Here is a 12,451-nt window from a genome sequence, read left to right on the forward strand (position 1 = left end):
TACGAGTCGTTTAGTGTAGCGTAGTACCCGTGGGCTTACCCTTGACTTCGGTCCGCAACGAGCACTGCGGCACAGTCACCAATTGTTCAGGCGTCGGACCATGCCCCGCAGGGCAGGCGTTGGTTGATGCCCCGCAGGGCAGTACTGCTTCGTGCCCCGCAGGGCTGGCGTTGGTTGTCACGACTCGGCGTCGGACGATGCCCCGCAGGGCACACTTCGCTTTGCATCCACACTCGGCTTCAGTACGGCTTGATCTCGTAACGTTACCCGTCACCGCGGACGGACGGTTGATGTTCCATTCAAGTAAACGCGCAAGCCGTCCTGCGGTGCACGGGATTGTTATTCGCGGTTTTCGGGATCAAGGTTGGACGCATCAATACCTTCGAGTTCTGAGACCAGTTTCCATCGTTGAAGCTTTAGTTTGGGGAAGATCGGAAAGTCGATAATGCGCAATCGCGTAGTGTAGCCTAGCGGATTCGCAACGGCCTCTGTCGTGTTGGTTGGATTTGTTGGTGTTCTCAAATCAAGCACGGGAACACGCTCGATAGCGTTAGCGGGAACGGTGCCGGTCAACATGCACAAATATCGCTCGCCAGCTATCACGGTTTCGTATTGGTGTTCGATATTGATTCCGGATTCGATATCGACACGGCGAAGAACCGTGTGCATCGAAAGTACCGGAACCGGGGAGGCGGCTTTGTCGAGAGACATTCGATTCACGCGAGCGTAGACCCGTGCCGCATCACCAATTAGTTCAAGATCTAGGAGTTCGCCTTCTTTGAGAGGCGGAGGAGTCTCGTCGGCAACTAATGTTCCGCCACTCACGGTGAAGGCAAGAAGAGCAACTGCAATCCATTTGTGCATCAAGACATTCCTCTGGGTCGTGAAATGATTTCAATCGAATAACGAATTGCGATCTATCCGCTGGTCAGGCGTTAGAAAAGCCCAACTTTGCGGGTTGAGCTGATCGCCTGACTTGCGGATAGATCGTGCGTTGAACTTTGTCGATCGTGATCGCCACGCTGGCAAAAACGTATGCGGAATCAATCAATTGGACTGACCCGGCGACTCCTTGATTCTACTCCACTGGCCACGCCGACCGCAACTTGTCGCGGCAGATGCTCGCCGCCGACTACCCCACAATCCCCATTTTTAACCTGATTTCTCACTTCGGCGCAGCACTCAACCAACAGCATCTCTAACGAGATACGGTATGACAACGATTTGGGAAATGTCAAACGTGTCGCCGGTCTAGGCATCTTCATACCACCTTGGCCGATACCGACTCGACATCACCTCAGTCCATGAGGGTTTGAGCGACGAAGAGATCAACTCCATTGTTTCACCACAATGCCGACACTTCGGTACCGACTCGTCAGGTTCTTCCTCCGGTTTTTCCTCGGCGACGGTCGGCGGTGTCGATTCCTCGACCGCGCTGAGCCACTCGGCACATTCTTTCATGTAGCGATCGCGATGGTGGTTACTGTAACCGCCATAGCGGCGAGATTTTGTAAAACCCTTGGGCAGAATGTGCATCGACCAGCGGCGGACGAACTCCACGCCGCTGAGGGCGTACGGTGCGCTGGCACCATCGCCACCGCCAGTCTGATTGCCAACCCGGGCCCAAAACTCGACTTTGCCGTCGGCGTGCGAAATTAAGCGACGATCGCTGATCGGGCCGCCAGTCATGTAACGTGCCAAGTATTTCGCAACATGTTCGGGCCGGCAATGCTCGTTCGGCGGGGCTTGGATGAATGACACCCATGTCTTGTTCTCGAATCGACTCAGCCACTCGTCCCAGTTCGCCTGATCCTGCAATGGGCTCCAATCGCCTTCCAGCTTCAGCTTGCCCTTACTCCGCAATCGACGCAGTCCTTTCAAGACAAGTTCGCGGTACAACCTGCGGAGTTCTTTCGCGTCCACCAAATAGGGAGCCGATGAAGGCTTGCCCTTCCGCTTGCGACTATTGATCCAGCCCGGTGCCGAGGGGGCGAGCGACGGTCCGCCACCAGGGACCAACGCGTGTACATGAGCGTGTGCGTCAAGCTTCTGATTCCAAGTATGCAGCACCATCGCAGCCGCCGCTTCAAAACCTTGTTCCTTAGCGATTAGAACGCGCAGGGCTTCCCAAGCGCAGTGGAACAGCAGGTTGTAGATTTCCCGGCGGTTTCCCAATGCCAATCCCGACAATTCCTCGGGCAGCGTGAAGACGACCTGAAAGTACGTCACACCGGGAAGCAGCAACTCGCAAGTCGACTCCAGCCAGTCGGCACGCCGAGCACCGCGACACTGGGGGCAGTGACGATCACCGCAGGAATTGTAAACCGGCGTTTCTGATTGACATCCGTCACAGCGATAGACGTGTCCACCCAGGGCCCGCGTCCGGCACAGCGCCGTCTTGGCAAGCGTGCTCTGCACTTGCGGGACTGCCTGGCCGGAGTGCTTCTTCACGTACTGCGAAGCATACTGCTTGAGCAGTCCAGTAACGGTCAAGCCTGACGGTTGCGATGCCGCCTTGCCGAGTTCTCCGTCTTTGCCACCGGCTTCGCTCTTGGCGTCGGGAACCACAACGCTGGTCGGGCCGGGTTGAGCTGGTGCCAGCTGGCGAAGCTTCCTCAGCCCGGCGGCGATGGGGTTGGCAATCGCCGCGACCAGCGGACTTGCGAGGACACTCATTAGGACTCATCTCATGAACAGACGCGGTCACCCCGCGTCGTCATGTTCAGCACTCAGCGGGCGAAAACCCCAACGCTATTTGCGTGCATGAAAGAATCCAGCCACTCGCTTTCGTTATCCGGGCACCAATTTGGTTATCCAACCCCCCGCAGCAAGAACAATCGCACCGAGGGAACCCACCGAATCGCGTTCGCGGAAAAAGAAGTGCCAGCGCCGATGCAGAACGAGCGGTCTATCGACGGCAGTCCAAGGGCGTGAAGTATCAACCGAGTGACGCATCCAACTCAGGGTGGGGACGTTGCTGAAGCGAGAGACCAGCCTTGCCGTCTCGCCATGGCTCGCCGACTACTGAGTCACCTCCGCACAAATCGAAGCGACCGATCACGATCGATTAAGTTCAACGTTACCAATCACCCGGCGGCGACGAGAGATTGTCGATTGTCAAAACGCCCGACTTCGCCGCTCGGGGAGAGTAGACCGGGGTCTCTTTGGTTTAGGTTATGCTTTGTGTTCACTGTTTGCCACTGGTTTCCCGTTGTGGTGTCACAATATTTCAACCTTGCCTCATTGACCCTCGGCCCCTCGCAGATCCGGACGTGCCGCGTTACAGCATCCGGCTCCCAGATGTCACTTGTCCCTCGCACTCAGCAACTCACGGTTCATCGCGATCAGGTCCTTCAATTTGGTCGGGCCCGCCAAGGGATGAAGTTCCGTGAAGCGATTGAAATCGTCCCAGTTCACATAGCTCTTCTGACTCCGACGGCTCAAGTGACGCTTCGCCATCCGACGAACCTTGCTACGGTAAGCCATCAGCATCGGCCAATTGTCATTGATGCCGTAGTACTGATAGTGACCGCGAAGTTTCATGTTAAGCGTTTGCCACATCTCGCCGACCGGTGTCGAGAGCTGATGATGAAACCACAGACGCATCTCCATCAACTTCACACGAAGTTTCTTTCCTGACGTTCTCCGCTTCAGTTTGAACTTTCCTGCACGCGACAGGCCACAGTAATGAGTGAATCCGAGGAAGTCGAACGTGCTCGGCGCGCCTTCGCCACGTCGCTGGTGATCGCGACTCGCAAAACGTCCGAACCGGATCAACTTGGTTTTCTCCTCGGCGACTGACAACGAGTAACGGCCCAGTCGCTTAGGCAACACCGCTTGGTATCTCATCGCATCGGTTTCGAGCTCAAAACAACACACAAAATCATCAGCGAAGCGAATGATTTCCGCTTCTCCTCTGAGTCGCGGTTTGACTTCACGCTCGAACCACTCATCCAACACATAATGTAAATACACATTGGCGAGCAGCGGTGAGAGACTGGCTCCTTGCGGAACGCCGTCTTCGGTGGCCTGCAACCGGCCTTCGATCATCACCCCTGCTTTCAGAAAACATACGATCAGCCGCAGCAACTTCGGATCGCTAATGCGTCGTCGCAGTAGCTCTTCGAGGTGCTGGTGTGACACGTTATCAAAGAATCCCTTGATGTCAGCATCACTGATCCAGTTTACTTTCCGCGTGGCGATGAATCCTCCCAGCGTCGACAATGCCTCGTGACAAGATTTGCCTGGACGGTAACCATACGAAGTATCGTAAAAATCCACTTCGTAGATTTGTTCCAGGATCATCACGACTGCGCGTTGGACAAGTTTGTCCTCCACGCAAGCGATACCGAGCGGTCGCGTTTTCCCATTCCCCTTGGGGATGTTCTTTCGCAAGCTCGGCTGCGGGCGATACGAGCCTCGATGGAGTCGCGTCAGTAGACCGCGAAGGTTCGCTTCGAGATCTGCTTCGTACTCTTCCACCGTGACGTTATCGACACCAGGTACTTTGCCTCGTTTGAGTCGGCGAAAGGCATACCACAACAGCTCATGAGTGAGCAGCGAAAAGAGGTTGTTAAAAACCCCTTCGTGGTCAGCCTTCGCTCTCTGAGAGATGCGATCCAGCCGAGTTAGCACCGAGTCTCCGTCACTGAGTACGGTCGGTGCCCGGTCTGGACCGCGTGTCATCCCGATCCGCTTCCCTGCTCCGATATTACTCGGCATGCCGCGTCCCGATTGGCATTCGGGCCGCTGCGGTACTACTGGATCGTCCGATTCCCTGAAAGTCATTTGTCTTCGTTGCTTATTCCACTTCTAGGACATACTCGATCGATCGAGATCGGCAGTCGCGAATCGATCAAGAACCTCAGGGCCTCACTGGTTGCCTGATTGACATGGTGTGTAGCGCGAGCGGGGCGCCGACTCCGGATCTCCACTCACAGCTTGCCGGTAGCGCTGTGAGCAATGTTGCCTTAAGGCATGCACAAACCTTGGGCAGATTCAACAGTTACAAAATTTCGGAGCTAATCCCGTTCACGGTCACAGGGCTACCTGCGATCCATTCACCCTCACTACCTTTCTGTGTACGCTTCAACCAACGACTTCGGCGGTGACGCCTTATACGTTGGCTGCAACACTCGATACCGGGCGTGTGGCTAGCACTTACCCGGACGGGATTCACACCCGCTTGTCAATCAGACCTTGCCAGTCCGCACGTGCATTGGATTGTTCTGCCTCTACTACGCATCCGAGTTGAGGTTGGAGTCCAGTAGTTCGATCATCTCGTAAACGAATCGGCGTTTGGACTCGTTCAGGTGCAAACGGTTACCGATTGTCTTGTCCGCCCAACCGCGAGCACTGCCACCGTCTTGTCCGAATTCCTGCGACATCGCCGTCCAATCGCAGACCATTTCAATCAGGTCGACATCCGTCATGTCGTTCGGGTCACTGTGGAAGTCAGGGTGATGGCGGTTCGTCGTCATGTGGTGATCGATTGCCGACCGGACACGTTCTTCCATTCCGTCAGGGTATGCGAACGGTTCGCTAGTGCGGCGGCACCGATGAAACTCGGTGAGCCAGATGTAGGGTATCCGTTCTTCGGGGCCGTATTTGGACGCGTCATGAACGCGTGCACGCTCATCTAGTTCGTCGGCGTATTCGGTTACGGAAGCCATCACGGTCAAGCATCGACGGACGCGATCGATGTGCTCCGCGGTTCGGCGTTCGTAAAAGGCGACCATCTCTAAAGTTGGTTCAGATGTTGTCATTCCGTGATCCGTCTGATGGCAGAACGGTACGCGTAACCGGGAACGCGCGGTGAAGTCTCTAACGGCCAAATCGCTTAGCTCGCGTTCTCCGGTTCACGCGATGGTTACCCGCCGGGCTCATCGAATATGTGCGTCCAGCCGTGGTCTCGCCACATTGCAAAATAGTGCCCGACGAGTAGTCCGAACAATGCGACAAAAATAGTCGATCCTACGACGAGCAGGAAGAGCAATGGAGGATCAATGAACCGAGTCGCTGACGATAATCGGCCAAGGCCACCGTCCGATACCAACGGGTATACGACACCCCGAATTAGGACCAGCAGCCAGTAGGCTAAAACTGAGACGACGGTTGCAGTAATGCGTGGAGAAGTCCTGGATGTACGTGCCGACCTAAAAGCAGCGCAAAACGTGCAAACCGCGACCGAGACGCATATCGCCGGTGCTGTCGCAAGTGGCTGTGCGGCAAACACGCCCGCAAAAGCGACGACAAGAAGCAGCAGGTCGATTGTCCGATAGGTCATGTACCGATATTAGTCGGGTAACGAATTGCGATCTATCCGCATGCCAGGCGTCGAAAGATCCCGGCTTTGCCGATTGGGGTGCTCGCCTGACGTGCGGATAGATCGTGCGTTGAACTTTGTCGCCACACTGCTGGGCTCGCGTACCGAGTGATGCGGCGGTGACGACCACGGTCTCTATTCTATCGCGTAGTAACTACCGGATTCTAGTCCTGGGAGCATTGCCTGGCTGCTTGGAGCACTCTCTGGATCCAGCGTCGCCGCCGCGACTGCGTATGCACCTTCTACCTGGTGTTTCAGGTACCAATCGTAAAAACCGTCACCATTGGCACCGTCCCAGAACGCTCGATCTGATCCTTGCAACGAGCCGGAGTACCAGGCTGGCACCGTTTTGCTGCCACGTGAAAATATCTCTCGCCAAGATGGACGCGGAGTCGTCGATACCACTCGCAGGGTCGCCTGCTCGCAACGCGGGCACGTTGGCTGGGTCGATCTTGGTTCGGTGGCCTCAGGTTCCGCGGGTGGGAACTCCATCGCGCCAGCGGCATACGGTAGCTCGGCGGCGTTGATGTCATCGATGCAACGCTGCTGGTAACTCGCTTGTTGACTGTTGCTCCAACCGCCAAAGTATCTTGTTTTCGTCAGTTGATCGGGCTGGATATGGAGGCACCAACTACGCACGAATTCAAGTGTCGACAGCGTCACCGGAACTTGCCTTGACTCTCCGCCCTGCTTCGTTCCCTCACGAGCCATGAATGTCACTTCGTGTTCGTCTGCGGTGACGATGCGTGAATTGCTGATCGGTCCACCGGTCAAGTAACGCGTCAGGTAGCGTACCAAGTCGCTCGGACCACTCGATTCCGATGGTGGTGGTTGGATGTAGCTGACCCACTCCAGCGATGAGAGATGTTCGATTAGCGAATCCCAGGCAGCAGCCTCTCGCAAGTCACCATACTCACTGTCTGTGTCGAGTTTGAGTTCGCCACGCTCCCGCAACCGTTCCAAGTGCGAGATCGCAAACTTACGAAATGAGGCGCGGAGATTGATCGCATCGACCAAGTAGTGACTGTCGCTGTTGTTGGACTGTGGCGGTGCCGTGCTGATCTGCCAACCGCTGTTTTTAACGCCCGGTCCCGCCCCGGGGACTAACGCATGGACGTGCCAGTGGGCTTCCAGTTTTTGGTTCCACGTGTGCAACACCAAGATCGCCGCAGGATCATAGCCCTGTTCACTGCGGATTGTTTTTCGAAGACTTTTCCAGGCCGATCGGAACAGCAGGTCGGCGAGTGACTCGCGATTACTGAGCGCCAACCGCGAAAGCTGGCTCGGCAATGTGAACACGACTTGGTAGTAGTCCACTTCATCGAGCAGCAGCTTGCCAGCCCGCTCGGCAAAGTCGTATCGTTTGCTGCCGCTGCACTGATTGCAGTGCCGGTCACCACACGAATTGTAAACATGGCAAGTCGACTCGCAGTTGTCGCACTGGTACTTGTGTCCGCCCAGAACAGAGGTGCGGCACAGCGATAGCTTGGCCAACACACTCTGCACGTGGTAACATGCTCCGCGATCACGATACTCGGCGACGTACTCAGCCGCACCGAGTCGAATGATTTGAGCAACGCTGAGTTTCTTGTTTTCTGCCGTTACTCGGCTGGATCGCCAGGCGGCTTGCTCTCCGGTTCGTTGGCCGGTTCCTCCTTGGGCGTCTCGCTGGTCTCCGGCTGGCAGTTCTCCGCGGGTGGTTGATACGTCGGCAGTTGCTGCACGGGCAACCAGTCCAGTGGACTGGGCGTCGAGATCATGTGCTCTCGTCGGCAATGCAAATAGATCATTGTCGTGACGAAACTCGCGTGGCCAAGTAGTTTGCTGATCGTCAGCAAGTCTACACCCGCTTCGAGTAGCCCCGTCGCGTAGGAATGACGAAGCGTGTGCGGCGAGATGCGTTTGCGAAGCTTCGCCATACTGGCCGAGTGCTTGATCGCCTTGAGAATCGACGTGTGGTTGTAAGGACGGTCCGGCAGGTTGCCGGGGAACAAGAGAATGCTCGGTTTGTAGATCAGCCAGTAATCTCTCAGCTCGGTCAAGAGTCTCGGTGAGAGCGGCACTTGTCGATCCTTGCCTCCCTTGCCGTGGCGGATGTGAATCTGCATCCGCTGCGAGTCGACGTCGACCAGTCGCAGATTGGCGGCTTCGGAGAACCGCATCCCGGTCGCGTAGAGCGTCGTCAGGAAGGTTCGTTGTTTGAGGTTCTTGGTGCACGTGAGCAGCTCGTTGACTTCTCTGCGGCTGAGGACCACAGGCAACGTCTTAGGGCTCTTCCCAAACGGCACCATGGAGACCGGCCATGGGACACGGATCGAATGGGTGTAGAGAAACCGTAAGGCACAAACGGCTTGGTTGAAGCTGCTATATGCGAGATTCTTGTTTTCGATCAGGTAAAGCTGGAAGCTTCTAACGTCTTCCGGGGTTGCCTGGTCCAGGGGCTTTTTAATGAAGTCACCAAACCGTTTGGCGTGGTAGGTGTAAGCATCGATCGTCGCGCCCGCCATATGGCGAATCTTCATATCCTCGGCGAGTCGCTGCGTGAGTGGGCAAAGGCGTTTCTGGTACGGAGTCATGCTGGGTATTCCAGTAGGTAGGCAACTTGCCAGCTCCCGAAGTGGGAGTGGTCAAGCAGGAGCCCCAGTACAGTTGCCGTCACAAGAAGCGCAACCTCTTTAATCACTTTAATCGTTAAACGGACGAAATAGGTGTCGCTCCCATCCCCTACAACCGGCCCGACACCGAAGTCCTTGCTCACGCCACATCTCACCGCTTTGATGTTGTCGACGTAACATGCTTGCCTTGAAACGCTGGGTGAGAATCACATCAGCGGAGACGCCCGATTTCCAGCACCGGTATCCCAAAGAAAAAAGAAAACAGCGAGCGTAGCTCATCACTTCAGTTCTTGGCTGGCATGGATGCCAGCCCTCCGCCCGCAGGGATGCGGCCAGTCATCTGAAAGCTGAATACCCCAAGCTGCACAGGAGCAATTCGATTAAGTTCAACGGCAGCGACAACCGAGTCGCGACGAGTGATTCTCAATAGCCAACAACGGCGACTCCGCGACTTCGGTTCGTCGCATTGTTACGAGTCGTTTAGTGTAGCGTAGAACACGTGGGGTTACCCGCAGCTTCGATCCGACACGAGCACTGAGTCACAGTCACCAGTTGATCAGGCGTCGGACAATGCCTCGCAGAGCAGGCGTTGGTTCGTGCCCCGCAGGGCTTGCGAGCTTCGTGCCCCGCAGGGCAGGCGCTGGTTGTCACGACTCGGCGTCGGGCGATGCCCCGCAGGGCACACTTCGCTTCAATACCAGCTTGATCTCGTAACGGCGGCGATATGCGGGCGGCGGCGAGCGACTCAACCACTGAGCCAACGGCGACTACGCCGCTCCGTCATCATTGCATTGTTACGAGTCGTTTAGTGTAGCGTAGTACCCGTGGGCTTGCCCGCGAGTTCGATCCGCAACGAGCACTGAGTCACAGTCACCAATTGATCAAGCGTCGGACAATGCCTCGCAGAGCAGGCGTTGGTTAATGCCCCGCAGGGCCTGCGATGCTTCGTGCCCCGCAGGGCAGGCGATGGTTGCCGCAGCTCGGGCGTCGGACCATGCCCCGCAGGGCATACTTGGCGTTTCATCCACACTCGTCTTCAGTCCGGCTTGGTCTCGTAACGAGGTAATTATCGCCGGTTGGCGAGGAAGGCACCCGGCGATAAGTAGCTCGTGGGGGTGTTATCGCCGGTTGCACCTTCGGTTCCCTCGGTGACACGGAAAGTGTTATCGCCGGTTCGAGGGAATGTTATCGCCGGTTGGCGTCTGTCGAGTATGAGGGGCCTGGATTCTTGGGTCAAGTAAAATTTTGCACAAATTTTGCCGCCAAAGCATTGACCTGTTTTGAGGACACGCGAAGAATCGGCTCGGTAACGCTGCGGCGATGCGGTACGGCGGGCAGGACGGTTCCAGTCTGGGAACGCCAACGGGTCGCATTGGAAGGGCCGTGGAAGAGGGCGGCGGTCTTCACTGGGAGGCTGCGGGAATCTGGGACGGAATCTGTTGCGTACGATCGACTTGGCGAGTTTCTCGTCGCCGAGTCGGGTGATTGCAAAGGACGATGTCATGGCTGGCTCTAGTCAGGCTGAAACGAGGTGGCCTCAAGACAATTGGCACGAGCAGCGTGATAAGTGGGCGAAGATTTGGTTCGAGAAGCTCAGTCGCTTCCATGGTCGCAAGCCCCAGGCGACCTGGGAATTCACAGCCGACGATGTGATCGCGTTCCTCCGCGACCGCCTGCGCCGCAAGACACCCGCTTGGAAACGTCTCAAAATCATTCAGTCGCTGATTTGCTATCGCCGTTACGTCCAGGCCGCTCCGTTTGATGACCTGATGTTCATTCGGACGAAACTCGAAGATCTTGCACTCGCGGAGAAGGTCAAAGAAGAACGGCTCAGAGAGTCAGGTGACGTCACGGCCGAGGAGATCGAAGACGTTGTTGGTCATATTGATCCGAGTGAGCCGGACGTGATCCAGAACCTGCGTCGTGCCATACGGGGGCGGCAGGACACGCTCGAGACCGAACGAGCGTATGTGTCGAATGTGAAGGCGTTCATGCAAGATCGAGGGCTCAAGTGCCAAGCGGATTTTGCTGAGATGCACGCGACCGATGTGGAGGCCCATTTGACGGATCTCGCAGTGGATGGGAATGTTGCCCCATCGACTCAGAATCGAGCTTTCTACGCGCTCTTGTACGTGTTTCAACATGTGTTGAAACGCGAAATGGGCGAAGTGCAGGCGATTCGCTCGAGCAAGGGGAAACAGATTCCCACCGTACTGAGCGTGGATGAGATTGAGCAGATTTTCGCCCACCTAAACGGCGTTCATTTGTTGATCGCCAAGCTGCTCTATGGATGCGGGATGCGGATCAGTGAAGCGTTGCGGCTGCGAATGAAGGATTTCGACTTTGACCGGATGGTGATCGAAGTCCACGCCTCCAAGGGAGGGAAGAGTCGAATCGTGCCGATGCCAGCGAGCGTCGTGCCGGACATCCGGAAGTGGATGGAATCGCGTCGCGTGCTGCACGAGCACGATTTAGAACAGGGTCAAGCGTCGGTGTGCCTACCGAAGGCGCTGGAGCGGAAGTATCCCGCTGCTGCACGAGAATTGAAGTGGCAATATTTGTTCGCGTCCCACCGCCTGTCACGCGACCCACGAACGCGTGTACTGCGACGACATCATTTGCACAAAGACACGTTCCCAGCGAACTTGCGAGCGGCGGTACAGAAGGCAGGGATCCACAAGCACATCAGCTCGCATGTTTTTCATCATAGCTTTGCCACGCATCTGCTGCGTGAGGGAACCGATATCTGCACCATCCAGGAGTTGCTCGGTCACGCGGACATCAAGACGACGCGGATTTACTTGCACTCGCTCAACCGCGAGGACGTGAAGGTGGTCAGTCCGCTGGATCGGATGACGTCGAATCACGCTGCGATTGCCCCCAACCACGAAGCGGCTGACACGAGAGACTCGGCGCAGGCGGAATCGTGTGGCGGTGCTGGAACAGTCGAAGGCTCGGAAGCGGAGTCAGCAAATCCTGAGCACCTGGCGGCTAGCGAGAACGTCGGTGTTGCTCACACGCTCACAGCGTTGGAGAGCGAGCTGTCAGCACCCAAGGGCCACACGCTAAAGAGCCGCAACACAAGTCCACGCAAGGCAGATCCAAGCGACGCGGCGACCAAACGCGTGAGTGATGCGAGACCAGCACCCGCAGCATCATTGGCCGGGCCGCCGCGAACTCGGTTGAGGTGGTGGAGCCACGCGGCAAGGGCATTCCAGCGGGCCTCAGTCGTAGTGGGCTGCTTCCTGCCATTGAGCTGATCGGACAGGTGGTTGCTGCATGTTATTCGGAGAGCGTCGACGGGCAGCACGATAAGATGTGCAGCTACCCAAGCTCCTGAAAGGTGGGATTGGACTGGTGCACCTCACCTGCCATCCTCAGCTACCGAATCGGTCCGTCGCTGCTCCGTTTGGGGAGTAGTACGCGTCATAGGCGGCGGTACCACTTCGGGAAGATCATGCTTCGATGCGGCCAAAGTATCGCCACTTGCGTCCTTTCTCCGCCGTCGGGC

Annotated in this window: 7 protein-coding genes; 1 reads left to right on the forward strand and 6 read right to left on the reverse strand. The window is 56.7% G+C overall.

Features of this window, described 5'->3' with window-relative positions; translation table 11 throughout:
• Positions 1–339: 339 nt before the first annotated feature.
• The 6 genes from SH410x_RS15480 to SH410x_RS15505 all read right to left on the reverse strand — a co-directional run bounded on the left by SH410x_RS15480 (position 340) and on the right by SH410x_RS15505 (position 8,901).
• The gene (locus SH410x_RS15480) at positions 340–864 is read right to left on the reverse strand and encodes a hypothetical protein (protein ID WP_473668607.1); all 525 of its coding nucleotides are present in this window, start codon (positions 862–864) and stop codon (positions 340–342) included.
• Positions 865–1,251: 387 nt separating this feature from the next.
• Complete coding sequence (locus SH410x_RS15485; protein WP_473668486.1) at positions 1,252–2,676, reverse strand: IS91 family transposase; 1,425 nt, start codon at positions 2,674–2,676, stop codon at positions 1,252–1,254.
• Between the two features lie 627 nt (positions 2,677–3,303).
• Positions 3,304–4,788 (reverse strand): group II intron reverse transcriptase/maturase, encoded by a 1,485-nt coding sequence (gene ltrA / locus SH410x_RS15490; RefSeq protein WP_473668609.1) that lies wholly within the window; start codon positions 4,786–4,788, stop codon positions 3,304–3,306.
• A 449-nt stretch (positions 4,789–5,237) separates the two neighbouring features.
• Positions 5,238–5,765 carry a DUF5662 family protein gene (locus tag SH410x_RS15495; RefSeq protein WP_473668611.1) on the reverse strand — a complete coding sequence of 176 codons (528 nt, stop codon included), beginning with the start codon at positions 5,763–5,765 and terminating at the stop codon, positions 5,238–5,240.
• Between the two features lie 695 nt (positions 5,766–6,460).
• Positions 6,461–8,011, reverse strand: a complete 1,551-nt coding sequence (locus tag SH410x_RS15500) for an IS91 family transposase (protein ID WP_473677319.1) — start codon at positions 8,009–8,011, stop codon at positions 6,461–6,463.
• On the reverse strand, positions 7,927–8,901 hold the full coding sequence (locus SH410x_RS15505; protein ID WP_473668613.1) for a tyrosine-type recombinase/integrase: 975 nt from the start codon (positions 8,899–8,901) through the stop codon (positions 7,927–7,929). Before SH410x_RS15505 ends, SH410x_RS15500 begins: the two co-directional genes overlap by 85 nt.
• A 1,541-nt stretch (positions 8,902–10,442) precedes the next feature.
• Between SH410x_RS15505 and SH410x_RS15510 the strand changes: the two genes are divergently transcribed.
• Complete coding sequence (locus SH410x_RS15510; RefSeq protein WP_473668615.1) at positions 10,443–12,200, forward strand: integron integrase; 1,758 nt, start codon at positions 10,443–10,445, stop codon at positions 12,198–12,200.
• Positions 12,201–12,451 lie beyond the last annotated feature (251 nt).

This window comes from Rhodopirellula sp. SH410 (genome assembly GCF_055811895.1).